Origin of the sequence: Acidaminococcus massiliensis, from assembly GCF_900095825.1 — a bacterium.
Classification (GTDB): domain Bacteria; phylum Bacillota; class Negativicutes; order Acidaminococcales; family Acidaminococcaceae; genus Acidaminococcus; species Acidaminococcus massiliensis.
Genome location: NZ_LT608315.1, coordinates 2,082,040 through 2,103,701, shown reverse-complemented (window position 1 = coordinate 2,103,701; position 21,662 = coordinate 2,082,040). Strand labels below are relative to the sequence as shown.

Annotated in this window: 19 protein-coding genes and 2 pseudogenes; 12 read left to right on the top strand and 9 right to left on the bottom strand. The window is 52.5% G+C overall.

Going from position 1 to position 21,662, the window contains the following annotated elements; genetic code table 11:
• Positions 1-228 precede the first annotated feature (228 nt).
• Positions 229-1,515 (top strand): SLC13 family permease, encoded by a 1,287-nt coding sequence (locus BQ2657_RS10105; RefSeq protein ID WP_075580495.1) that lies wholly within the window; start codon positions 229-231, stop codon positions 1,513-1,515.
• A gap of 11 nt (positions 1,516-1,526) precedes the next feature.
• Entirely contained in the window at positions 1,527-2,666 is a 1,140-nt protein-coding gene (locus tag BQ2657_RS10100) for a mandelate racemase/muconate lactonizing enzyme family protein (RefSeq protein ID WP_075580494.1), read from the top strand.
• A 134-nt stretch (positions 2,667-2,800) separates the two neighbouring features.
• Here the strand turns inward: BQ2657_RS10100 and BQ2657_RS10095 are convergent, their stop codons facing one another.
• A complete protein-coding gene (locus BQ2657_RS10095; RefSeq protein WP_075580493.1) occupies positions 2,801-3,712 on the bottom strand; it encodes a LysR family transcriptional regulator in 912 nt (303 codons plus the stop codon).
• Between the two features lie 159 nt (positions 3,713-3,871).
• Here BQ2657_RS10095 and BQ2657_RS10090 point away from each other — a divergent pair, with 159 nt between their 5' ends.
• The 3 genes from BQ2657_RS10090 to BQ2657_RS10080 are packed head-to-tail and all read left to right on the top strand — an operon-like array spanning position 3,872 to position 6,787.
• The gene (locus BQ2657_RS10090) at positions 3,872-5,242 is read left to right on the top strand and encodes an acyclic terpene utilization AtuA family protein (protein WP_075580492.1); all 1,371 of its coding nucleotides are present in this window, start codon (positions 3,872-3,874) and stop codon (positions 5,240-5,242) included.
• 1 nt (position 5,243) lies between these two features.
• On the top strand, positions 5,244-5,576 hold the full coding sequence (locus tag BQ2657_RS10085) for an AtuA-related protein (RefSeq protein ID WP_075580491.1): 333 nt from the start codon (positions 5,244-5,246) through the stop codon (positions 5,574-5,576).
• An 8-nt stretch (positions 5,577-5,584) separates the two neighbouring features.
• Complete coding sequence (locus BQ2657_RS10080) at positions 5,585-6,787, top strand: CaiB/BaiF CoA transferase family protein (protein WP_198524552.1); 1,203 nt, start codon at positions 5,585-5,587, stop codon at positions 6,785-6,787.
• A gap of 75 nt (positions 6,788-6,862) precedes the next feature.
• Here BQ2657_RS10080 and BQ2657_RS10075 read toward each other — a convergent pair whose 3' ends face one another.
• From BQ2657_RS10075 to BQ2657_RS13450, 3 genes are all read right to left on the bottom strand, one after another.
• Positions 6,863-7,873 (bottom strand): oxidoreductase, encoded by a 1,011-nt coding sequence (locus BQ2657_RS10075; RefSeq protein WP_075580489.1) that lies wholly within the window; start codon positions 7,871-7,873, stop codon positions 6,863-6,865.
• Positions 7,874-7,971: 98 nt separating this feature from the next.
• Positions 7,972-8,733: a sugar phosphate isomerase/epimerase family protein gene (locus tag BQ2657_RS10070; protein ID WP_075580488.1), complete on the bottom strand. Its 762-nt coding sequence runs from the start codon at positions 8,731-8,733 to the stop codon at positions 7,972-7,974.
• Positions 8,730-9,350: an ABC transporter ATP-binding protein gene (locus BQ2657_RS13450; RefSeq protein WP_075580487.1), complete on the bottom strand. Its 621-nt coding sequence runs from the start codon at positions 9,348-9,350 to the stop codon at positions 8,730-8,732. Before BQ2657_RS13450 ends, BQ2657_RS10070 begins: the two co-directional genes overlap by 4 nt.
• Before the next feature lie 17 nt (positions 9,351-9,367).
• Here BQ2657_RS13450 and BQ2657_RS13745 point away from each other — a divergent pair, with 17 nt between their 5' ends.
• A complete protein-coding gene (locus tag BQ2657_RS13745; RefSeq protein ID WP_075578809.1) occupies positions 9,368-9,946 on the top strand; it encodes a helix-turn-helix domain-containing protein in 579 nt (192 codons plus the stop codon).
• The gene (locus BQ2657_RS13740) at positions 9,913-10,788 is read left to right on the top strand and encodes an IS3 family transposase (RefSeq protein ID WP_408607743.1); all 876 of its coding nucleotides are present in this window, start codon (positions 9,913-9,915) and stop codon (positions 10,786-10,788) included. Before BQ2657_RS13745 ends, BQ2657_RS13740 begins: the two co-directional genes overlap by 34 nt.
• 58 nt (positions 10,789-10,846) lie before the next feature.
• Here the strand turns inward: BQ2657_RS13740 and BQ2657_RS10050 are convergent.
• From BQ2657_RS10050 to BQ2657_RS10035, 4 genes and pseudogenes are all read right to left on the bottom strand, one after another.
• A pseudogene (locus BQ2657_RS10050) lies at positions 10,847-11,341 on the bottom strand (ABC transporter ATP-binding protein); the annotation flags it as partial.
• A gap of 12 nt (positions 11,342-11,353) precedes the next feature.
• Positions 11,354-12,193 carry a carbohydrate ABC transporter permease gene (locus BQ2657_RS10045; RefSeq protein WP_075580485.1) on the bottom strand — a complete coding sequence of 280 codons (840 nt, stop codon included), beginning with the start codon at positions 12,191-12,193 and terminating at the stop codon, positions 11,354-11,356.
• 10 nt (positions 12,194-12,203) lie between these two features.
• Positions 12,204-13,103, bottom strand: coding sequence for a carbohydrate ABC transporter permease (locus tag BQ2657_RS10040; protein WP_075580484.1), 900 nt, complete (start codon positions 13,101-13,103; stop codon positions 12,204-12,206).
• Positions 13,104-13,173: 70 nt separating this feature from the next.
• On the bottom strand, positions 13,174-14,469 hold the full coding sequence (locus BQ2657_RS10035) for an ABC transporter substrate-binding protein (protein WP_075580483.1): 1,296 nt from the start codon (positions 14,467-14,469) through the stop codon (positions 13,174-13,176).
• Positions 14,470-14,815: 346 nt separating this feature from the next.
• On the opposite strand from BQ2657_RS10035, the pseudogene BQ2657_RS13735 reads away from it, so the two are divergent.
• Positions 14,816-16,287: pseudogene (locus BQ2657_RS13735) on the top strand (C69 family dipeptidase).
• A gap of 94 nt (positions 16,288-16,381) precedes the next feature.
• Positions 16,382-16,774: an ArsR/SmtB family transcription factor gene (locus BQ2657_RS10025; RefSeq protein WP_075580482.1), complete on the top strand. Its 393-nt coding sequence runs from the start codon at positions 16,382-16,384 to the stop codon at positions 16,772-16,774.
• 4 nt (positions 16,775-16,778) lie between these two features.
• Here the strand turns inward: BQ2657_RS10025 and BQ2657_RS10020 are convergent, their stop codons facing one another.
• The gene (locus BQ2657_RS10020; protein WP_075580481.1) at positions 16,779-17,675 is read right to left on the bottom strand and encodes an AraC family transcriptional regulator; all 897 of its coding nucleotides are present in this window, start codon (positions 17,673-17,675) and stop codon (positions 16,779-16,781) included.
• 164 nt (positions 17,676-17,839) lie between these two features.
• Here BQ2657_RS10020 and BQ2657_RS10015 point away from each other — a divergent pair, with 164 nt between their 5' ends.
• The 3 genes from BQ2657_RS10015 to BQ2657_RS10005 are packed head-to-tail and all read left to right on the top strand — an operon-like array spanning position 17,840 to position 21,649.
• The gene (locus BQ2657_RS10015) at positions 17,840-19,060 is read left to right on the top strand and encodes a Zn-dependent hydrolase (protein WP_075580480.1); all 1,221 of its coding nucleotides are present in this window, start codon (positions 17,840-17,842) and stop codon (positions 19,058-19,060) included.
• An 18-nt stretch (positions 19,061-19,078) separates the two neighbouring features.
• A complete protein-coding gene (locus BQ2657_RS10010; RefSeq protein ID WP_075580479.1) occupies positions 19,079-20,479 on the top strand; it encodes an alanine/glycine:cation symporter family protein in 1,401 nt (466 codons plus the stop codon).
• 21 nt (positions 20,480-20,500) lie between these two features.
• The gene (locus BQ2657_RS10005) at positions 20,501-21,649 is read left to right on the top strand and encodes an amidohydrolase (protein WP_075580478.1); all 1,149 of its coding nucleotides are present in this window, start codon (positions 20,501-20,503) and stop codon (positions 21,647-21,649) included.
• Positions 21,650-21,662 lie beyond the last annotated feature (13 nt).

Below are 21,662 nucleotides of genomic sequence, written 5' to 3'. Positions count from 1 at the left end.
ATTATGGAATCTTATATCCATTTTGACAACAAAGAATTGGCAGACAGCCTGTTTTCCGCCGGCAGAGAACGGAGGAACAGGCTGTTTTTTTAGTCATTATACTATGCTCGACAGCTGCATCCAAAAGAAAAATCATTGAAATTTCAGATAGAATGCTAAAAATAAGCAAAGAAAAAACTTCTGCCTTCAGATATAGTAAAGACAAGAATTCTGAAGGAGGAAGTAGAGATGAGCAATCTAACCATTTGTCTTACGATTTTTGCCGCGTGTATGCTTCTGTTTGCCTGGAATCGATTCCCCATGAGTGTGGTATCCCTGGCAACCTTACTGGCATTGGTGGTGACTAAGTGTCTCAAGCCCCAGGAAGCGCTGGCCGGTTTTGGGGATACCAACAACATGATCATCATCACCATGTTCATTGTAGCTGCCGGGCTGAACCGCACCACATTCACGGAAAAATTGTCCCGTTTCATCGTGAAATGGTCAAGGGGATCTCTGAAATATGCATTTTTAGGTTATCTAATCATGGCATTTTTCCTGACCAACTTCATCTTCAGTCCTTTGGCTGTTTTTGCTATTGTATTTCCTATGAGTCTGTCCCTTTCGGAAACTTTCCATCTGGAACCCTCCAAGACAGCCTATCCGTTGGTCGTGGTGGCCATTGTCTGCTGCTGTGCCCTGCCACTGAGCATCGCCATAACCAATTCTGGGATTTACAATGGATATCTTGCAGAATACGGGCTTTCTCAGTATCGCATGGTCCCGTTGGATTTCATGTTCGCCCGTCTGCCTCTGGCCATTGTGACCTTGCTGTGGGCCTATTTTTACGGGTTTAAACATGCGCCGGATAGGCCGGTCGTTCCGATTGAATATCATATGGCGAAAACGAAGGAAAAGAAACCCCTGTCGCCTTTCGGGGAACTTATGGGAGTTGTGATTTTCTTCGGGGTGATTTTCCTGCTGATTACCCAGCAGTTTCACGGTATCCCTACCTGGGTGGTCACTTTTGGAGGTGCCTGTCTGACGGTTTTCTGCGGTGTACTGACAGAAAAAGAAGCTATTGCAGCGATTCCCGTCTCTGCTTCTACAATCTATGTAGGCTGTTTGGCCATGGCCAAAGCACTCACAGTGACTGGTGCCGGAGATATCGTAGGGGCAACGGTTTCCCAATTCCTGGCAGGATCCCACAACGGTTATCTCCTAGGCGGTATTTTTTTCCTGGTACCGTTCCTGCTGACTCAGCTCATGCTGAATAAAGCGGTCATCGGAATCTTCATCCCCATTGCCATCCTGACCTGCAAAGCAGTGGGGGCCAACCCCATCGGGCCAATCCTGCTGGTATATTCTGGGGCACTGGCCGCTATCCTGGCTCCCATGGCTACACCTGCCCTTCCTTTGGCCATGTCTGTAGGCGGCTATGACCAGAAGGCACTCTTGAAACAGGGTTGGCTCCTTTCCATCCTGTTGAGCGTGGGCTATGTTTTCTGGGTCATGACAATCTACCCGGCATTTTGAGGAGGTCAAACATGAAAATCACGAAAATTGATACTTTGCTTTCTGGAAAAAGGTATCTCTTCCTGAAAATCCATACGGATACTGATCTGGTGGGAATTGGAGAATGCGGCGCCTGGTGTTACCAGGAAGCTACGGCAGCCTGCGTCCGTACTATGGAAAAGCTGTTGATCGGCCGGAATCCCCTGGATATTGAATTCATCAATACCGGTCTGATGCGAGCTATGCATTTTCGAGGTTCCATCATCCAGGCGGCCATTTCTGGGATCGATATTGCATTGTGGGATCTAAAAGGGAAATACTACGGTGTTCCCATTTATGAACTACTGGGAGGAAAAGTCAGGGATAAGGCGCGAATCTATGTAAACTATAAAGGAGATACCTGTGAAGAACTGGCCCGAAAAGCCGTGTTGTTGAAGAAACAGGGCTATACAGCCATCCGCTATTCCATGGGCCATGAGACTGATGAAAAAGGCCGGGGCACGGAATCATTTACCCGGGTGGTGAAACGGATGGAAAAACAACTCCAGGCAATCCGTGGGGCAGTGGGCGGTGACATGGATATCGCTATCGAATGCCATCGGGGTATGAAGCCGGCAGAAGCCATTGCCTGTGGGAAAATCCTGGAAAAGTACAATCCTTATTTTTACGAGGATCCAATCCCCGACAATCCCCTCGCTATGGAACGGCTGATTTCTCAGGTGGATATACCAGTAGCTACGGGCGAACGGTTCATCAATCTGATGGAATTCGACCAGCTGATGACGGAAACCAAGGTCGCCTATATCCGTCCGGATCTGTGTCTGGCTGGGGGAATCACTGCTGGAAAGAAAATCGCTGCCTTGGCAGAAGCCAAACAGATTTATGTTATTCCCCACAATCCCTTGGGCCCTGTCTCTACAGCTGCCTGTCTGCAATTGGATGCCTGTATCCCCAATTTCGAAATCCAGGAATACCCTGTGGACAGTGAAGGGAAATGTCGGCTGGATGAGCAGATGAAGGAGCCATTCCTGTTCCAGGATGGTTTTATCCGGATCCCGGATGGGCCTGGGCTGGGCATTGAACTGGTAGAGGGCATTGAAACCCGTTTTCCATTCGAGGGACTGTATGGGAAATTCTATCTCCAGGATGATGGTTCCATCATGGACCGCTGATCATTTTACCCAAGAGCCTGGAGACTCGTGAAGCGATACCCAAAAAGTGCTGCTGCATATGTGAGAATCACATATGCAGCAGCACTTTGCTCTTTTCGGAAAAAAACGGGGAAGCCTGTCCATAGTTCTGTTTTCTATTCTGTTTTCTGGCTGTCGGCTTCAGCTTCCATGATCCGGATGAATTCCCGGCTGGCGGCACTCAGCGGCAGGGCAGGATTGGAGGCGGCAAAAATGGAACGCCGGGGCGGCAGTTTCCTGACTTTCAGGATAGCAATCTGCCCCTGCTGTATCCACTGCCGGGCAAACAGTTCGGGGACACAGCCGATAGCGATGTTGTTCTGTACAAAGGGAAGAATGTAAGAAGTAGTCAGCACATGGAAGCGGGGCTGCCATTCCAGCTGTTCTTGTTGAAGCCAGCGAGTCAGGTTCCCTGAAAAACTGCTGCCAGGACTGGCAACCACTAGGGGAAACTGGGTTAGCTCTTTTGGATCCAGTTCCCGGAGAGCAAGATCTGAAAAAGCTGAACCGGCAATAAAAACATCTTGGAAAGTCTGAAGACAAGCAAATGTGAAGCCGGATTTGCTGGAAACCGGTGTCACCCCGAAGGCCACATCAATCTTGCCTGCTTTCAGCATTTCCAGCAGTTCCCCAGAATGACAGCCTTGGATATGGAGACTGATCCGAGGATACCGTTGGGAAAAGGCATTGACATGGGGCAGCACATGGAAATCCAGGGCCGTTTCAGTGGCACCGATATACAGGTCGCTGTTTTCCAGGCTATTGAATCGGGATAGTTTGACTTCACCTGCTGTCAGCAGCTCAAAAGCCTTGTCTACATGAGTAAAGAGCAGTTTGCCTTCCGGGGTCAGATCCATGCCATGAGAGTTCCGGATAAACAGTTTACAGCCGCCTAGGCTATTTTCCAAACGATGGATGGATTGGCTGACAGCCGGCTGGGTCAGATACAAATGCTCTGCGGCCTTGGAATAACTGCCAAATTTGGCCGCATAGTAGAACGCACGGTAATATTCCAGGTTAAAGTCCATAATGGCTCCTATTGATATTAATTAAACTAATATGAAGATGAATACAAGTAATTTGATATTACCATAAAACCCTCTTATAATGCAAGATATAGAAAATAAAACATTGAAAGCACAAAACTAGATGTTAATTTTCTTTATATCAAAAATGGGGTGAGACAGATGAAAAAAATCGCTATCGGCGGTGGCCAGGGCTTTTGGGGGGACAGCCCCGATGCAGCCATCCATATGATCCGTAGGGCTGATATCCAGTATCTGAGTTGTGATTATCTGGCAGAACTGACACTGTCCATCATGGCCAGGCAGCAGGTAAAGAATCCCAAAGCGGGGTATGCTCCAGATTTTGTGACCCGGCTGCTGCATTCAGCTGGCAGGGAAGCTTGGGATAAACACATCCGGATCTGTACCAATGCCGGTGGGATGAATATCACTGGCTGTGTGGATGCCATCCGGGAGTGGGCAGAAGGGGAACACATGGCGGGGTATAAAATCGGTTACGTAACCGGGGACTCTATAAAAGAGAAGATCCCTCAATTGCTGAAGGATGGGTGGACATTTCCTAACTTTGACGGTGAGGGAGATTTCACGGAGATAGCTGATAAGATTTACAACTGCAATGCCTATATCGGTCATGAAAGCATTGCAGGATGTCTGGCTCAGGGGGCCGATGTGGTAGTAACTGGCCGGGCGGCTGACAGCGCTCTATTCCTGGCTCCTTTGCAACACGAATTCGGCTGGGCAGCCGATGACTGGGACAATCTGGCCCGAGGAATCATGGCCGGCCATCTGCTGGAATGCGGGGGGCAGGGTGCTGGCGGAAACTTCATGTATGACTGGCGCAGTGTCCCCCGGATGGATGAATTGGGATTTCCCATAGCAGAACTTACCGAAGAGACACTGGACATCACTAAAGCACCGGACTGCGGGGGAATCATCAGTGAAGAAAGCTGCAAAGAGCAGTTTCTATATGAAATACTGGATCCGGCCAATTATCTGACTCCAGACGTCAATGTGGACGTGTCCCATGCTGTTATCAGACAGGTGGGGCCGGATCGGGTCCGTATTTCTGGAATCAAAGGAAAGCCCAGACCGGATACCCTGAAACTGTGTATCGGTTATCACAAAGGCTGGAAGACAGTTTCCATGCTTTCCTTCGCCTGGCCCGATGCTTATGAGAAAGCTCGGTACTGCGGTGAACTGATCATGAAGAAAATGCGGCGCCTGGGAATGAAAGCGGATGATGTCCATATCAGTTATATCGGTCTAAACAGTCTGCATCTAGGGGTGGCCGATATGAGCGAAGAGGCACTGGCAAATCTGAATGAATGTGTCCTGCGGATTGCCATATTCAGTAAAGATAAAAAAGAATGCGCCAAGATCATCCCAGAAGTCAGTCCCATGCAGCTGAATGGGCCCCCTGGAGCCTCTTTCTTTGGGGGCAGACCTCATGTACAGGAAGTCATGGCACTGTGGCCCACTTGTGTGCCCCGGGATGCTCTTCAGATTGAAAGCCATATATTGGAGGTGAAATGAAATGCCAGAAATCTATTTGAATGATATTGCCCATGGGCGCAGCGGGGATAAAGGGGACACCAGCAATGTTTGTGTTTTCGCTCGGAAACCAAGCTATTATGCCATTATAGGGCGGGAAGTGACACCGGAAAAACTGAAAACCTATTTTGGAGATATGGTCAAAGGAGAAATCACACGGTACGATATCCCCACCCTGGGTGGCTATAACTTCGTCATGGAACATGCCCTGGGAGGGGGAGCGACTATGAGTCTGCGCCTGGACAGTTTAGGAAAATCTATGGGCAGTGCTGTGATGCGGATGAAGATCCATGTGGATGAAGGGGAGTTGAAATGAGCGGGCATATGGCACTCGAAAACCTGACGGTGCTGGATTTGACCCGGGTCCTTGCGGGTCCGTTCTGTACTATGATGCTGGCGGATATGGGGGCCAGGGTCATCAAAATCGAAAGACCCGGGACCGGGGATGATACCCGCAGTTATCCTCCGTTCCGAGAAAAAAATCTGTTGGGTAAACGGGAAAGTCTTTATTATGCCAATCTCAATAGGAATAAAAAAGGGATCACCCTGAATCTGAAAGCTCCGGAAGGCAAAGAATTATTCCGCAGGCTGGTAAAAAAGGCGGATGTGGTGGTGGAAAACTATCGGCCCGGGGTTATGGATAAGCTGGGACTGGGGTATAATTCCTTGAAGGAACTAAATCCTCAGTTGATTTATGCAGCGGTATCCGGCTTTGGCTGCTACGGCCCCTACCACAGCCGTCCAGGATATGACATCTTGGCTCAAGCCATGGGCGGCATGATGGCCATCACCGGTCCCAAGGGCGGGGCTCCCACCCGGGCAGGCAGTGCCTTGGGCGATATACTGGGTGGACTGCATACGGTGATCGGAATCCTGGCCGCCGTCAATGCACGGTCCCTTACCGGCCGAGGACAGCGGGTGGATGTTTCTCTGATGGACAGTGTCATTGCAGCCACCGAGAACACCGCTTTGAAATATCTGGAAAGCGGGAAACTCCCTCCGCGGATGGGCAATCGGTATGCTTCGGTCTCTCCTTATGACGGTTTCCGATGCAAGGATGGGGTGGTAATCGTGGCTGCCGGCAATCAGCACCTTTATGAAAAACTTTGCGTGGAAATCTTGGATCGGCCCGATATGGTGACAGATCCCCGATTTATAAATATGTCCGGGCGTCTGGCCAATCAGGACGCCATCCAAGAGGTCCTTGAAGCTTGGCTGGCAGATAAGACCATGGAGGAAGCCGTAGAAATCCTGCTGCGTCATGGCATCCCTGCCGGTCCTATTCTGGACATTTCCCAAATCTTGGCTGATCCCCATGTCAAAGAACGGGAAATGTTCGTGGAAATGGACCATCCCACCCTGGGAAAGATTACGGTCAACGGCTGTGCCGTGAAGCTGATGGATACCCAGACTAAGATCCGGACACCAGCACCGTCCCTTGGACAGGATAACAAAGCAGTCTTTGGCGGTCTACTGGGCCTGCGGGATAGCGAATTGGTTAGGCTCAGGGAGAAAAAAATCCTATAGCAGCAAAAGGCCGCTGACAATTTATTGTTGAAAAGGTGCTGCACGTGTGAAAATTAACACGTACAGCACCTCTTTTTATTCCTCCAATATCTTCCGGAACACCTGAGGGTCTTTCAGGGCGGCCCGGCCCAGGCCTATGAGATCGGCCTGACCGGTGGCCAGGAAGTGTTCTGCCTGATCTCCGGTTTCGATGCCTCCGGTAAGGAGCACCGGGATCCGGTCCGTTTCTTTGGCGGCCTGGGACAGTTCCGCAAAATAACCGGGTTCCGGATGGCCGGGACGGAAAAAGATGCACATGCCGCCGGAAAAACTGATGCCATCCAGGCCTTCCTGCTGCAGCAGTTCCACTGCCTGGGGCAGTTCCTCCGGCCGGGAGCCGCCTTCCATGTAGTCACCGCCTCCCAGCCGCAAGGTCACCACAAAATCAGCCGAGACGGCGGCCCGTACGGCCTGGATCACTTCCCGGAGATAACGGGTACGGCCTTCCAGGGTGCTGCCGGTATAGGCATCCGTCCGTTTGTTGGTGAGGGGAGAATAGAACTGGTTCAGCAGGTACCCGTGGGCAGCGTGGATCTCCACTCCGTCGTAGCCGGCTTCCCAAGCCCTGAGGGCAGCTGAGGCGAAGGCGTCCTGCACCCGGATCAGATCTTTCTCCGCCATGGGACGGGGCAGTTCCGGCTGTCCGTAGGCGGAAGCGGTCCGGGCCGGGTTCAGGACGGCACTGGGCCCCAGAGGCTCCTGTCCTGTCAGGGCCTTATGGGCCGCACTGCCTGCATGGCTCAGCTGGGCCAGGATGGGGACCTGGTGCTGATGGACGGCGGCGGTGATCCGTTTCAATCCGTCCAGATCCGCCCTTTCATCAAAAGCAATTTGATGGACACTGGCCCGGCCTTCCGGAGAGACGAAGCAGTGTTCCTGGATCAGGAGACCGGGCCCGCTCTGGGCCATATTTCCATAATAATCCACAAGGGCCTGGGTCACCTGGCCTTTGTCCGCTTTTTCCGTAGCCATGGGAGGCAGCACCAGACGGTTCTTCAGGGTCAGGGAACCCAGAGGGATGGGCTGGTGGAGCAGGGGATGGTTCATGAGATAGCTCCTCCTGTAATTATTTTATATACAATTGTCATTATACAAGGGAGCAGGAGGAAAAGCAAGGGGCTGCTGCATGGGCAGCAGCCCCTTTTTCATATCCCATATTCCTTCCTGACACTCTCCACATGCTTTGCCATCCCTTCTGGGGGCAGTTTGGCGTATTCCAGTACCAGCCGGGCTTCCGGGGCCTTTTCTTTCAGGGCCTCAAAGAAGGGGGCCCACTGGATGGTTCCATTTTCCAGATATTGGTGCTGGTCTCCGGTACCATCGTTGTCGTGGAGGTGGCAGCCTTTCAGCCGGTGCCCCAGAGCCCGGACAGTGGCGGCCAGATCCCAGCCGTTTACATGGGCGTGGCCCACATCTAACAGGAATCCCGCTTCCGGGAAGATCTGGGGTAGTTCCAGGAACTGTTCCCGGTCGAAGAGCAGACTGCCGGAAGGCCGGAGTCCCACGTTCTCGATCACGGGGGTGACGCCCATTTCTTTGCCCAGTTGGAGCAGCAGGGCCAGCTTCCGGATCACCCGCTGCCGTAGCACAAAGGGGTCTTCCTCCGGAAGAGCCTCATTGGTGTGGACCACCACAAATTCTGCCCCGATCTTTTGGGCATACCGGAAGGTGTCCAGGAACACTTCCAGGAACCGGACATTTTCGTCCACCGCCAAGTTTACCTGGACGCAGGGGCCGTGGACGCTGACTCCGTTCTGCCGGCCCTCCAGCATCAGGGGCAGCACCGTATCCCAGTAGGTGGGAGTACCGAATTCGTAGAAAAATTCCAGGCCGCAGGTTTTGGGCAGCTGGCAGAAATCGTGATACCGGAACCCGGCATAGGCCAGGTCGCTGATAGAAAGTTTCATAACAGTTCCTCCTTCGTTCCGTCAAAGAAACAGGCATCCTGCCAGGCAAAGGCAATGCCCTGGGCGTCTTCCGGCATGGGAGCCGGGCTGCTTACCTGGAGCTTTTCGCCGGTAGGTAGTTCCAGATAAGTGATCCAGTGGCTTCCCAGGTCTTCGGTGTAGATTCTTTTTGCCGGGATCATGGGTTGGTCGGAAAATCGGCATTTTTCCGGCCGGATCCCCAGGATCACCCGGTCCTGGAGTCGGATCTTCTCTTCTACAAAGGACGGTACGGGAAGCCGGTGGTCTCCCCATTGGAGGATATCCGTATGGACCTGGGCAGGCAGCAGGTTCATGGCTGGGGTACCGATGAACTGGGCCACAAAAGTGTTGGCCGGCCGGTGATACACTTCTTCCGGAGTCCCGATCTGCTGGAGGGTCCCTTGGTTGATGATGGCGATCCGGGTGGCGACGGTCATGGCTTCCACCTGGTCGTGGGTCACATAAATCATGGTGGGGTTGTAGAGCTGATGGATCTTCACCAGCTGGGTCCGGGCTTGCTGGCGTAGCTTGGCATCCAGGTTGGAAAGGGGCTCATCCTGAGCTGACCCCCAATTGTTAGACCAAAAATCTAACAATTGGGGGTCAGTTTTTTATGGCAAAACACAGCTATGAATTTAAGAAAAAAATAGTACTGGAATATTTGAACAGTGACGAAGGGTGTATTTCTATTTCACGTAAATATGGGATGGCAAGTAGCAGCCAGCTGCTAAAGTGGGTTGCTGCTTACAAGGCATTTGGTGATGATGGACTGAAAAGATCCCGCTCTCAAAAAATATACTCTTTCAAAGAAAAACTTTCTGTGGTAGAGTCTTACTTAACAAATGAAATCTCATATCAGGAACTAGCAATTCAAGTAGGGATCAACAACCCATCAATGATTGCCAGATGGGTCAATGAATTTAGAATTGCGGGACCAGATGCTTTACGGTCACATAAAAAAGGCAGGAAGAGAACTTTGAACAAATCTCAAACCAAAAAAACAGATACCCAGGTTCAGCAGCCGATGGTCGACATCAGTGTGGAACATGTCAAGGAGTTAGAGGATGAAAATCTTAAACTCCGTATAGAGAATGCTTTTTTAAAAGAACTGAGGAGACTGCGTTTAGAGGACGAAGCAAAAATGAGAGAGTTGCGAAAATCATCTCCAGTCTCCGAAGATCATTCAAATTGAAAGACCTTCTCTCCTATACTCAAATGCCCAAAGCGACCTATATGTACTGGCAGAAACGGTTTGACCGCGTGAATCCAGACCAGGAAGTAGAGGACAAAATACAGGAAATCCGCAGCCAGCATAAAGATTATGGATATCGGCGCATGACCGGTGAGCTGAAGAATCAAGGGATTTGCGTGAACAAGAAGAAAGTTCAACGTATCATGCAGAAACTGAGCCTTCAGGTAACATCCTTTACCCGGAAAAGCCGTAAATACAGTTCCTATAAGGGTAAGGTAGGGACCATTGCTCCGAATAGAATACATCGTCGTTTTGAGACGAATATCCCACATCAGAAGATTACGACCGATACTTCAGAATTCAAATATTATGAAGTAGATACACAGGGACATCTGACCCTGCACAAGCTTTATCTGGATCCTTTCCTGGACATGTTCGATGATGAAATCATCAGCTATGGAATAGCCAAACGTCCTTCGGCTGAAAGCATACTGGAAGCTCAAGCTGAAGCAATCGAAATTACTGCTGATTGTCCATATCGAAGAACGTTTCACTCCGATCAGGGCTGGGCATACCAAATGAAGGCCTATACCAGGAAACTAAAAAAAGAACGAATTTTTCAGAGCATGTCTCGAAAGGGTAACTGTCATGATAACGCTGTAATGGAAAACTTTTTCGGCTTAATGAAACAGGAAATGTATTATGGAGTGATCTACTACAGCTACGAAGAACTAAAAGCCGCTATCGAACGATACATCAAATACTATAACGAACAAAGGATCAAGGAAAAACTGGGCTGGAAAAGTCCTGTTCAATACAGGCTTTCTTTGCTGGCAGCATAAAAAAGTAACGAGACAGTAAAAACCATCTCGTTACTAAGGTCTAACTTTTTGGGGTCACATCATCCAGCAGGAAGTAGGGTGCCTTTTTCACAATGGCCCGGGCCAGGGCTACCCGCTGTTTCTGTCCCCCGGAGAGTTCTTTGGGGTAGCGCTGGGTCAATCCATCCAATTGGAGAATCTCCACTGCCTGGTTGGTCCGCTGGGCGATTTCCTTGGGGTCCAGTTTCTGGATCTGCAGGCCGAAGGTGATGTTGTCCCATACAGTCATGTGGGGATAGAGCGCATAGCTTTGGAACACCATGGCGATGTTCCGTTCGCCGGGAGCCAGGTCGTTGACCCGGGTCCCGCCCATGTACAGGTCACCGCTGGTGATGGATTCCAGTCCGGCAATCATCCGCAGGGTGGTGGTCTTGCCGCAGCCGGAAGGTCCCAGGAGGATCAGCCGTTCTCCGGGCTGGATGGAAAAATCCAGGTCCCGGACCACCTGATTGGTGCCGTAGACTTTGGAAACATGATGGAAAGTGAGACCGGAAGAAGAAGTATTTTCTTGCATGGCATTGTCCTTTCAGCCCTTCATGCCTGACTGCATGAAGGTATTGAGAATGAATTTCTGGGTGAACAGATACAGGATCAGGGGCGGCAGGGTGGTGAACATGGCAACGGCCATGGCGATGCCCCATTCGCTGCCCCCTTCAGCACTGATGAACATCTGGAGGGCCAGGGGCAGGGTATAGTTGTCCCGGTCCGCCAGGATCAAAAGCGGCCAGAAATATTCATTCCAAGAATTGATAAAGAAAAAGATACTGGTGGCAAAGATAGAAGGTTTTACCAGGGGCAGGATGATCCGCCGAAGGATGGTAAAGGGGGTGGCCCCGTCCAGCCGGGAGGCTTCCAGGAGCGCTCGGGGGATGCCCCGCATGGTTTGGCGCAGGAGGAAGATCCCCATGCCGTCTGCCAGTTCCGGCAGGATGACACCCCAGGGATTGTTCAGGAGGCCCATTTTGCTCATGAGCAGGTAGTTGGGCATCACCAGCACTGTGGTGGGGATGAAAAAGGTCAGCAGCATGGCGGAAAAGAGCTTTTCTTTCCCTCGGAATTCATAATAGACAAAGGCAAAAGCAGCCAACAGGCTGGTGGCCAATTTCCCCAGGGTTACGATGACAGCGATATACAGGGTGTTCCCCAGGTACTGGTAGAAGGGGAACTTTTCCAGCACCACTTCATAGTTGGCCATGGTGGGAGGCCAGGAAAAGGGATTCAAAGAGGCCTGGAAAATCTGGTTCATATCCTTGAAGGAAGTGGAGAACATGAACAGCAGGGGATAGAGCATGAGGAAAGCAGCCAGTCCCATGACGAGGATCCAGCCTTTTTCCCACAGGGATGAAGCAGGTTCAGGATTGTGCATGGCAGCCTCCTCAGTTTTCATAATGGACCCGTTTGTCCAGGAAACGGGCTTTCAGGAACAGGAAAATCACGTAGACGGCCATACACAGCATGGCAAAGGCAGCGCTTTTCCCAGTCTGGAAAAATACCAGGGCATACTGGTAGACGATATAGACAATATTGGAGCTGCCCTGGTCCGGGCCCCCCTGGGTCAGCATGTTGGTAGGCACCAGCATGTACTGGAGACCGAAGATGATGGTGATGGTGAACACGTAGAGGGCAGTAGGGGAAGTCATGGGCACGATCACCTTCCGGAAAATGGTCCAGTTGGAGGCATTTTCCAGTTTGGCCGCCTCGATCAGTTCCCGGGGCACGGAAACCATGGCGGCAATCAATACAATCAGGTTATAGCCGAAGGCTTTCCAGCCGATGATGGTGGACAGGGCAAAGATCACCAGCCCGCTTTCTTTGAACCAGCGGGGACTTTCCAGCCCGAAGGCCTTCAGCACCAGGGATACCGGCCCTGCCAGTGGGTTGTACATCCACAGGAAGATGATGCTGGCCACCGCCAGGGAAATGGTGCTGGGCAGGAAGAACACCGAGCGGAACAGGGCCTGGGCCTTTTTGTTCCCAATCAGCTGGGTGAGCACAAAGGCGAACCCGTAGGGCAGCAGGAAGTTGAATATGAGGAGGAGCACCACCAGCACCCCGGTGTTCCCCAAGATTTTGCCGAATTCCTTGCTGGCAAAGATCTGCTGGTAGTTGGAAAGTCCTACGAATTTCATGGTGGGGCTGATCATGTTCCACTGGAAGAAGCTCAGGTAGGCGTCTTCCAGCAAAGGTCGGTAATAAAAAATGACAAACACCAGGACGGCAGGGAGCAGGTAGAGCCAGGCACGGTTCCCGCCAGTCCGGGAGGAAGAATGGAGCATAGGATACCTTCTTTCGTTAATAAAAGAGGCTGTTGCATGTGCAACAGCCTTGTCAACGGTCAGCTGTCAACTACAGTAATTCGTTGACCTTTGCTGCGGTTTCCTGGAGGGCCTGGGCGGCGGGTTCCTTGCCGCTTAAGATCACGTCCCGGACATCGATCAGCAGCTGTTCTGCTTTGAGACCGTTCTGGCCAGGGAAGCTTGCCCATTTCACCAAGTTGGGCATGGTGGACAAGGCGGCCTGGATGTTTTTGTTGGAATCGATGACTTTCTTGAAAGCACCTTCCTTGTCCATGCCTTTGCGGGGCGGCAGGTAGCCGGTGCCAGTGGACCATTTGGTCAGGGCATCATTGGATTCCAGATATTTGATGAATTCCCAGGCGGCTTTCTGTTTGGCCGGATCCTTGGAGAAGCACATCAGGAAGTTGCCCCCTGCAGGGACTTTCCGAGGTTTGCCTTGGAACACAGGGAAAGGAGCAGCTACCACCTTGAAGTTGGCGCTCTTTTCAAAGTTGGCCCGTTTGCCGATGGTGGTGCACACCATCCCCACCTTGCCGGACAGATAAGCCTGGAATCCTTCTTCGTTGGTGGCATGGAGTCCGCTGCCGTCTTTTACCATGTCAGCCAGCAGCTGGTAGGCTTGGGCAGCTTCCGGGCTGTCGAAGGCTGCACGGACTTTGCCGTTTTCTTTTTTCAGCATGGCTCCGCCGTTGGATTCGATGAGAGCCTGCTGGGCCCAGTTGTCTGCATATTCCTGCATGAAGAACCCGGCGTTCCCCGTCTTGGCTTTGATGGTTTCCGCTGCTTTCTTCACTTCATCCCAGGTTTTGGGAGGGTTGTCCGGATCCAGGCCAGCTTGTTTGAACAGATCCGGGTTGATGTAGAGTACGGGAACAGAAACGGAATAGGGAAGACCGATCTGTTTGCCGTCTTCGGTCTGGGCCAGAGCCAGCACGTTGGGCAGGAAGTTGTTCTTCAGGAAGTTCTTGTCCTTGTCGTCCTGTTTGGCCAGGTCGTTCAGATCAGTGTACTTCAGGTTGTCATTGGCATAGTTCAGATAGCTGTAGCCCATCTGGACCACGTCCGGATTCTTGCCGGAAGCCATGGCCGCCTGAAGATTCTGGGTCAGGCCCTTGTACATGTCCGGATTGTATTTGGCGGTGACTTCGATATCCGGATGGGATTTGTTGAATTCATCTACCAGTTGCTTCACCGTAGCGCCTCCGAAGCTTTCAGAAGCCACATGCCAGTATTCGATTTTCACTTTCTTGTCAGCACTCTTGGATCCAGTGCTGCCGCCGCATCCCAGTACCCCCAGGGAAAGGACCCCAGCCAAGGCCAGCGCCATCGTCTTTTTCCAGTTCATTCCGTTACCTCCCTATCAGTCATTACAATGATTTATTTGGAAACAAAATCAGTATATGAAAATAAGGTAAAAGTTTCGCAGTCCATAAGTAAAAATGATGTAATTTATTGCAGTGCTTTGTAAAACTCTGTAAGATTGCATTCCCTAGGTTAGCTTGGTATAATAAAGAAAAAGCGGCAGGGAAGGACCTGCAAGGGGGTATGCATCCATGAAACAGCATAAATTCTGGGCTTGGGCCACGGTCTTCGCCTTTGCCATGACCATGTTTACTGGAATGAAAAGAAAATAAAAAAGGAGGCTGCTGCAGATGCGGCAGCCTCTCCTGTATACGAAAGGAGATGGGACTATGCCTTGTACCACTTTATTAGTAGGAAAGAATGCAACCGTTGACGGATCTACCATGATGGCCCGGAACGAAGATTCTCCTTCCGGGAAGTTCACTTCCAAGAAATTCATCGTGGTCCGGCCGGAGGATCAACCCCGGAAGTATAAAAGTGTGATTTCCCAGGTGGAGATCGCTCTGCCGGACAATCCCCTCCGATATACGGCCATGCCCAATGCCCAGGCTGTGGAAGGGATCTGGGGGGAAGCGGGGATCAACGCCGCCAACGTGGCCATGACGGAAACGGAGACCATCACTTCCAATCCCCGGGTCCTGGGGGCCGATCCCCTGGTGCCAGGAGGCATTGGAGAAGAGGACCTTTTGACCTTGGTACTGCCCTACATCCGGTCCGCTCGGGAGGGGGTACTGCGGCTGGGAAGCCTGCTGGAGCAGTACGGCACCTACGAAATGAACGGCATCGGATTCCAGGATGTGGACGAAGTCTGGTGGCTGGAAAGCATCGGCGGCCATCACTGGATCGCCAAGCGGGTGCCTGATGATGAGGCGGTGGTGATGCCCAACCAGCAGGGCATCGATTTCCTGGATCTGGCAGATGCCCTGGGAGCGGGGAAGGACAACCTGTGCTCCCGGGATTTGGCAGCCTTTATTGAAGAAAACCATCTGGACCTGACCCTGGCAGAAGACAGGGAAGGACCGGTGGCGGAAGATACGGCTTTTGACTGCCGGTCCGCCTTTGGCAGCCACGATGATGCGGACCATACCTACAATACGCCTCGGGCCTGGTACATGCTCCGGTGCCTGATTCCCTTCAGCATCCAGTGGGAAGGCCCGGAAGTCCCTTTCCACCCAGAAGATGACGACTTGCCTTGGTCTGTAGAACCGGACCGGAAGGTGACGGTGGAAGATGTGAAATATATCCTCAGCAGCCACTACCAGGGGACTCCTTATGATCCCTACGGCCACAAGGGAGATGGGAGCCTACGGGGGGGGGGAAATACCGGCCTATCGGTATCAACCGGACCAATTTCCTGGCCCTCACCCAACTGCGGCCGGATCTGCCGGAAGACCGGCGGGCGGTGGAATGGATCGCCGAAGGGTGCAACGTGTTCAATGCCTTTGTGCCATTTTATACCAATGTGGACAAAACTCCGGAATATCTGGCGGTTACAGGAGAAGAACCGGATTCCAATCAGTTCTATTGGGCTAACCGACTCATCGGAGCCTTGGCCGATGCCCATTTCGGTGCCTGCGCCAATTTGATCGAACGGTACCAGAACAAGGTAGCTGCCCGGGCTCATGCCCTGCTGAAGGAAGGGGACCGGGGAGAAACTGGGGAAAATCCGAGTCTGTACTTGGAAGCAAGGAACGAAAAAATGGCCGCTATGGCTAAAGAAGAGACCCAAAAAGTCCTGGGTCAGGTGCTCTACGCTGCCAGCAACGGGATGAAGAACGGATTTGCACGGTCGGATGCGTGAGCCGCTTTGCGACTCACTATAAAGGGGATGCTGCGTAAGCGGCATCCCCTTTTGTGGTATAATAAAAACAACAACGACTATTGGAGGGATTGTTATGGCTGAGAATCAGCTGCCCCACAATCATGGAGAAAATATCAATTATATCTTGAAAGATCTGCCGGAAAACGCCAACTTTTCTGCGGTGTCTGGGCTGTTCAGCAGCCTGGCGGATGCCAATCGGATCAAACTGTTCTGGTTTTTGTGTCATATGGAAGAATGCGTCATCAACCTGTCGGCACTGATGCACATGAGCAGTCCAGCTCTGTCCCATCATTTGAAGATCCTCCGGGAAAACGGCCTCATCATCAGCCGCCGGGCCGGGAAAGAAATGTACTATAAAGCCGCCAATACCGAGGAAGTGTGGCTCCTCCACCACATGATCGAACTCCTCATCGACATCACCTGTCCAGAGCAGGAGGCGGAAGCAGAGAAGAGTAGTGAAGAGTGAAGAGTCAAGTCCGCTTTTTCTTCCTGTACTGGAAGGGCGTACAGTGGAACTGCTGACGGAAGGCTTCTATGTAGTAACTGGGGGAGCGGAACCCACAGTTTTCTCCAATTTCACTGATGGACTGGTCGGTGGAATCCAGCAGTCGGACGCTCTGTTCCAAGCGCAGTTCCCGGAGATAGGCAAAGATGGATTCGCCCGTGAACCGTTTGAAGATGCGGCAGCATTCGCTTTCCGTATAGGAGGCATAAGCGGCTATTTGAGCCAGGGTGATTTTTTCCCCATAATGGGCTGTCAGGTAGCTGAGGATCCGCTGGGCCACGGTATTGGCCCGGGACCATTTCCGTGTCTGGAACTCGTCCGATGGCTGGTGGCAGAGGACGGCAGCGAAAATTTCATAGAGCCGGGCTGTGGCAAAAAGTTCCCAGCCCGGTCTTTTTGTTTCACTTTCCTGGTAGATTTCACGGATCTTCTGGAGAACATCCGCCTGCCAAGGGACCCTTTGATATAGAGGCCGGGCAGTCAGTACAGGATCTGAGAGGGCCGGAAGCACATAGTCTTGTTCCAGTACGGAGCCGGGGAATCCGCAGAGCAGCCGGGGATGGATATCCAAGCAAATGTAGCCGGCATCCGGATTTCCCAGGGGGCGGGCCATGTGGAGATAACCGCTGTTGATGAAGATGCCGTCTCCGGTCTCAAGCTGCCAGCTGGCTTCGTTGACGGAAAAGGTCACAGTACCCTGGACTACGGCACAGAACTGCAGTTCTTCATGCCAGTGGAGCCGGGTATAACCCAGTACATTGCGGCTTAGGATGGAATTGTAGACAGCCATGGGAAATCCATGGGTCCCGTGGCGGGTGGATTCCCGGTTTCTGGCATCCACTGGGATGTTGGTGACCTGCATGGAAAAACTCCTTTCGTCTGAAGAAGATGGATTTGGTTCCAGTATAACAGATTTTTCAAAAAACGCAATTTAGTGATATTTTTCATCAGGATTCGCATAGAATCCCTTCTAGGGATTTCTTATAATGAAACCATCAAGAAAGGGAGTCCAAGGAGGTATACAGTATGGAAATCAATGGAAAGCGTCTGATGGAACATATCAATACTTTGGGAAAAATCGGCATTGGAGAGGATGGCAGGCGGATCCGGCTGGCGGCCAGTGATACCAATCGGCAGGGCCGGGATCAGGTAGCAGCATGGATGGAGGAAGCTGGTCTCCAGGTAGTGGTGGACCGGATCGGGAATATCTTCGGCATCTGGGAAACGCCGGAAAACAAGGGAGAAACCCCCATGATGGTGGGGTCCCACATCGATACGGTGATCAATGCCGGTCAGTATGACGGCTGTCTGGGGGTGCTGGCTGGCATCGAACTGTGCCAAACCCTCCAGGAACAAGGGGTCCGTCCCAAGCATCCTCTTGTAGTGGGAGTGTTCACCAACGAAGAAGGGGTCCGGTATTCGCCCGATATGATGGGCAGCCTGGTGTACGCAGGGGGACTTTCCTGCGAAGAAGCCCTGGCTTCTGTAGGCACGGATGGGACCATCCTGGGGGAAGAACTGAAGCGGATCGGATATGGGGGCACCGTGGAACCCGGGTTCCTGAAGCCTTTTGCCTTTCTGGAACTCCACATCGAACAGGGCCCCATCATGGATGTGGAAGGGTACGATATCGGAGCTGTAGAAAATCTCCAGGGCATCCACTGGCAGCAAGTGACCATCAAAGGAGCAGCCAACCATGCAGGGACTACGCCCACACGGCTCCGCCACGATGCGGGCCTGGCTGCGGCCAAAGTCAATGTGTTCTGTCGGCAGATGGTGGAAAAATCTGGCGGGGTGTGCACCATCGGCACCATGGCCTACCAGCCCAATGCGGTGAACGTGATCCCCAGTGAGGCGAAATTCACCATCGACCTGCGGAATCCGGACAAGGCCAGATTGGATGGAGATGAAGAGATCCTGGCTGCCTATCTGGAACAGCTGGCCCAGGAAGAGGGCGTGGAAATCACCGCCAAACGGATGACCTGTTTCGATCCAGTGTCCTTTGATGAAGGAATTTGTCAGAAAGTGGAAAAAGCCGCTGCTGCCCGGAACTTGAAATGCCGCCGGATGGTGTCCGGAGCCGGTCAGGACGCCCAGATGATGGCTCGGATCTGTCCCACCGCCATGATCTTTGTACCCAGCGTCAAAGGCATCAGCCACAATCCGGCCGAATACACCCCGGACCAGGCCTGCATCAACGGGGCCAATGTGTTCTTGGATGTGGTGCGGGAAATGATCGGGGCATAAGAAAGGGGAGAATACTTTATGGAAATCATCCGCACAATGAACAACGTATTCTGGGGCTGGCTGGTAGCGGGCATCCTGCTCCTGACAGGGGTGTTTTTCACGCTGCGGCTGCATTTTCCCCAATTCCGCTACTTCACCCGGCTGTTTGGCAATCTGGCCTGCAGCATGAAAGGCAATGAAAAGGCCGAGGGAAGTGTGTCGGGATTCGGAGCTCTGTGTGCCGCTGTGGGAGGACAGGTAGGGACCGGATCCCTGGTGGGTGTGGCCACAGCCCTGGCTTCCGGCGGTCCGGGAGCTATCTTCTGGATGTGGGTGACGGCCGTGCTGGGAATGCCCATCAGCTTTGCGGAAGCGGTGCTGGCCCAGCTGTTCCGGGTAAAGAATCCAGATGGGACCTATCGGGGCGGACCGGCTTATTATATGGAAAAGGGGCTTCACAGCAAGGCATTGTCCATCCTGTATTCTATCAGCATTTTGGTGGGCATCGGGTTCTTCTACTGCATGATCCAGAGCAATTCTATTTCTGTAGCTCTTACAGGGGTGGCACCGGTCTCTCCTCTGGCAGCCGGCATCCTGCTGCTGATCCTAGTAGCCTTGGTCATCTTCGGAGGCATCAAGCGGCTGTCAGAAGTGGCATCCTACATCGTGCCCTTTATGGCTCTGGGATACCTGCTTATGGCCATCTGGGTGATGGTGGTCCATGCTTCCATGCTTCCGGAAATGCTCCGCCAGATTTTCACAGGGGCCTTTTCCGGCCAGGCAGCTGCAGGAGGTGTGGCGGGCTATTCAGTGCAGCAGGCTTTTCGGTACGGAGTGGCCCGGGGATTGTTTTCCAATGATGCAGGCAACGGCACAGCACCTACCATGCATGCTACAGCTGTAGTTCCCCATCCAGTGAACCAAGGCTTTGCCGCCATGTTGGGGACTTTCATTACAACCATCATCATCTGCAGCTGTACAGCTTTCTGTATCCTGCTTTCCAATCAGCTGGGTACGGGGGAAACGGGAATTGCGCTGACCCAGCTGGCCTTTGAAAGCAATCTGGGAAGCATAGGCCGGTGGGTTGTGTTCCTAGCTATGTTCTTGTTCGGTTTCACCACTCTGCTGGCAGATATTTATTATGGAGAAGTGAATTTGATGATCCTGGTGAAGAAGCCCCAAGCTGTCACGATCTATCGGGTGCTGTGCTGCGCCATCATCATCGCTGGTGCGGTGGCTCCAGTTCCTATGGTGTGGGATCTGGTGGATTTTGCCAGCGCCTTCATGGTATTCTTCAATGTGATTGCATTGCTGAGACTTTCCAGATATGTGGTCTTGGCCCTGAAAGACTATGCCGGACAATGGAGTGCCAAAAAAGAAGCTGGCGCTCGGCCGGTGTGGGATTTTACCCATCAAGTGGATGAAGAAGATCTTGACTGACAAAGAAAGGATGGGATTGAAATGGATTTCAAAGAACAGCTGACGGCTTGGCGTCATTATCTCCATCAGCATCCGGAAACAGCCTTTGAGGAGAAAACGGCTCCCCAGCTGACTGCAGAACAGATGCGGGCCTGGGGGATCCAGGTCGAAGAAGGCATCGGCAGGACCGGAGTGGTAGGCACTCTCCGGTGCGGGAATGGCGGAGGCTGTATCGGCATCCGGGCGGATATGGATGCCCTGGATATCACAGAACGGAGCTGCCATGACCATATCTCCCTGTGTCCGGGGAAAATGCATGGCTGCGGTCATGACGGCCATACGGTGATGCTGTTGGGAGCGGCCAAACTGCTGGCGGATCGGAAAAATTTCAATGGCACGGTCCGCTTTATCTTTCAGCCGGCAGAAGAACCGGGCCGGGGTGCCCAGGCCATGATCGATGACGGGCTGTTCGAACGGTTCCCCATGGATGAAATCTATGGCCTCCACAATGCGCCTTTCCTGCCGGCCGGGACCCTTTCCACCCGGGTGGGGGGCATGGCTGCCAGCGAAGATGATTTTTCCTTCACCATTACTGGAAAAGGGGGCCATGCTTCTTCTCCCCACGAAGGAAATGACCCACTGGCCTCTTTTGCAGAAATTTATCTGGCACTTCAGACCATCGTCAGTCGGAATGCGCCGCCCATGCGTCCAGTGGTGGTCTCCTGCACGGAAATCGAGACAGATGGGGCTCACAATGCCATCCCCACCACCGTGACGGTACGGGGAGATGCCCGGACTACCACGCCGGAAGACCAGCAGCTGGTGGAAAATCGGATGCGGGATATTGTGGAGGGAATCTGTCGGATGAACCACGCCCAGTGCAGCTTTGCCTACACCCATGAGTTTTTCCCCACGGTCAATGACGCCGGATGCGTCCAATATGCGGTGCGGGCTGCCCAGGCGGTGGTGGGAGAAAACCGTACTTTTGGAGACTGTGAGCCATGGATGGCGTCGGAAGACTTTGCCGCTTTCCTGAAACATGTGCCTGGCTGTTTCCTGCTTCTGGGAACCGGAAAAGAGAAAAGCGGAAATGTCTCTCTTCATCAGAATATCTATGACTTCAATGATGATGTATTGGCAACGGGAGCAGAATTTTGGGCCGAGCTGGTAAGACTCCGGCTAGCAGCATAAGAAGGGAGCATGA

What these genes read in the sequence shown, in the direction of transcription:
- BQ2657_RS10035 (WP_075580483.1), bottom strand. Translation starts at nt 14,469, where the DNA reads ATGAACTGGAAAAAGACGATGGCGCTGGCCTTGGCTGGGGTCCTTTCC.
- BQ2657_RS10070 (WP_075580488.1), bottom strand. Translation starts at nt 8,733, where the DNA reads ATGAAACTTTCTATCAGCGACCTGGCCTATGCCGGGTTCCGGTATCAC.
- BQ2657_RS10100 (WP_075580494.1), top strand. Translation starts at nt 1,527, where the DNA reads ATGAAAATCACGAAAATTGATACTTTGCTTTCTGGAAAAAGGTATCTC.
- BQ2657_RS10025 (WP_075580482.1), top strand. Translation starts at nt 16,382, where the DNA reads ATGGCTGAGAATCAGCTGCCCCACAATCATGGAGAAAATATCAATTAT.
- BQ2657_RS10015 (WP_075580480.1), top strand. Translation starts at nt 17,840, where the DNA reads ATGGAAATCAATGGAAAGCGTCTGATGGAACATATCAATACTTTGGGA.
- BQ2657_RS10090 (WP_075580492.1), top strand. Translation starts at nt 3,872, where the DNA reads ATGAAAAAAATCGCTATCGGCGGTGGCCAGGGCTTTTGGGGGGACAGC.
- BQ2657_RS10105 (WP_075580495.1), top strand. Translation starts at nt 229, where the DNA reads ATGAGCAATCTAACCATTTGTCTTACGATTTTTGCCGCGTGTATGCTT.
- BQ2657_RS10010 (WP_075580479.1), top strand. Translation starts at nt 19,079, where the DNA reads ATGGAAATCATCCGCACAATGAACAACGTATTCTGGGGCTGGCTGGTA.
- BQ2657_RS10045 (WP_075580485.1), bottom strand. Translation starts at nt 12,193, where the DNA reads ATGCACAATCCTGAACCTGCTTCATCCCTGTGGGAAAAAGGCTGGATC.
- BQ2657_RS10040 (WP_075580484.1), bottom strand. Translation starts at nt 13,103, where the DNA reads ATGCTCCATTCTTCCTCCCGGACTGGCGGGAACCGTGCCTGGCTCTAC.
- BQ2657_RS10005 (WP_075580478.1), top strand. Translation starts at nt 20,501, where the DNA reads ATGGATTTCAAAGAACAGCTGACGGCTTGGCGTCATTATCTCCATCAG.
- BQ2657_RS10020 (WP_075580481.1), bottom strand. Translation starts at nt 17,675, where the DNA reads ATGCAGGTCACCAACATCCCAGTGGATGCCAGAAACCGGGAATCCACC.
- BQ2657_RS13745 (WP_075578809.1), top strand. Translation starts at nt 9,368, where the DNA reads ATGGCAAAACACAGCTATGAATTTAAGAAAAAAATAGTACTGGAATAT.
- BQ2657_RS10085 (WP_075580491.1), top strand. Translation starts at nt 5,244, where the DNA reads ATGCCAGAAATCTATTTGAATGATATTGCCCATGGGCGCAGCGGGGAT.
- BQ2657_RS10095 (WP_075580493.1), bottom strand. Translation starts at nt 3,712, where the DNA reads ATGGACTTTAACCTGGAATATTACCGTGCGTTCTACTATGCGGCCAAA.
- BQ2657_RS10080 (WP_198524552.1), top strand. Translation starts at nt 5,585, where the DNA reads ATGGCACTCGAAAACCTGACGGTGCTGGATTTGACCCGGGTCCTTGCG.
- BQ2657_RS10075 (WP_075580489.1), bottom strand. Translation starts at nt 7,873, where the DNA reads ATGAACCATCCCCTGCTCCACCAGCCCATCCCTCTGGGTTCCCTGACC.